This is a genomic window from Cupriavidus consociatus, from assembly GCF_017814975.1.
GTDB lineage: Bacteria > Pseudomonadota > Gammaproteobacteria > Burkholderiales > Burkholderiaceae > Cupriavidus > Cupriavidus consociatus.
Genome location: NZ_JAGIQA010000128.1, coordinates 1 through 1,187, shown reverse-complemented (window position 1 = coordinate 1,187; position 1,187 = coordinate 1). Strand labels below are relative to the sequence as shown.

Annotated in this window: 1 protein-coding gene and 1 pseudogene; both read right to left on the bottom strand. The window is 63.1% G+C overall.

The genetic code is table 11. The annotated features are described in order from the left end of the window. The coding region (locus J8I82_RS37705; protein ID WP_209765707.1) for a hypothetical protein at positions 1 to 295 on the bottom strand (295 nt) is incomplete at its 3' end. 12 nt (positions 296 to 307) lie between these two features. Continuing rightward, a pseudogene (locus J8I82_RS37700) lies at positions 308 to 1,187 on the bottom strand (IS630 family transposase); the annotation flags it as partial.

Here is a 1,187-nt window from a genome sequence, read left to right as displayed (position 1 = left end):
AATTATCGGGTTGTAAATACGGCTCCAGGAGCGTGACGATCAACTGGGCCATCTCGTCGAGTGTGCCGGTGCCAGGCAGTGGCTCCCAACGCCCACTGTGGGTACGAAAGGCGGCGCCATAGCGTTGGCGGCCGAGCTCGGTCAGCCGAGCCACCACGCTCGGCTCTTCGTCGTCCAGACGTTTGATCAGCAGATGGCGCCCGTAGGCTTGCGTGATGATCTGCTCATGGCCGAGCAGGGTGCGTAGTTGCCGCTGCAATTCGGCAGCGTAGTGTTTGGCGGGTAAAGCTGGCATGTCGATCCTCGATTACGATGCGCCGGTTTGCAGTGGATAGCCCCGGAAACTCCATTTGAACGGGCGTGCTACCTGATTGTGTGCGCGGACAAACTGGTCGGTGCGCTCGCGCAGGTGCGTGGTGCTGGTGTGACTTGCATTGCGCAGCACCCGGCGCGTGTAGCGGGCAAACCAGAGTTCGATCTGATTGACCCAACTGGCGTGCAACGGCGTGAAGTGGAAGTGAAACCGCCCGTCGTGCCGCGCGTTGAACGCCTGCCAGACGGCTTCGGCGCGATGCGTGTTGAGGTTGTCCCACGCCACGTGCACCTGCTTGTCTGCGTACGCGCTTGCCACGCGCTCCATGAAGGCCACCAAATCGTCCTGGGTGCGCCGCTCGCGGCATTCTGCCAGCACCTGTCCGGTATGCACATCCAGCGCGGCAATCAACGCCTGGGTACCGTGACGAATATATTCAAACTCACGCCGACGCAATCGCCCCGGCGCGGGCGCGCGTCCCGGGTAGCTTGCGCTCGATGGCTTGAATGCCAGTCTTCTCGTCGATACTGAGCACCACTGCGTTGCGAGGCGCCTTGCGATACAGCTTGCAAATCCCGTTGACCTTCTCGCGAAAGGCCGGATCGGGGCTGTGTAGCCATTGCTGGACCCGGTGCGGACGCACGTCGCCGGCCTGCAGAATGCGCTGTACCTGGCTGCGGCTGATTTGCCCGACGACGCCGCGCTCCACGGCGCGCGCCACAATCTCGTCGAGCGTAGGTGTGACCCGCCCCTCGGGTTCCTGCGTTTCACACGCCAGCGCGATCAACTGTAGTCGCGCTTCGTGGGTGATGGTTGCCGGGCGGCCACTGCGCTCGCCCTCACGAATGCCTTGGGCACCTTGCTGAGCAATGCG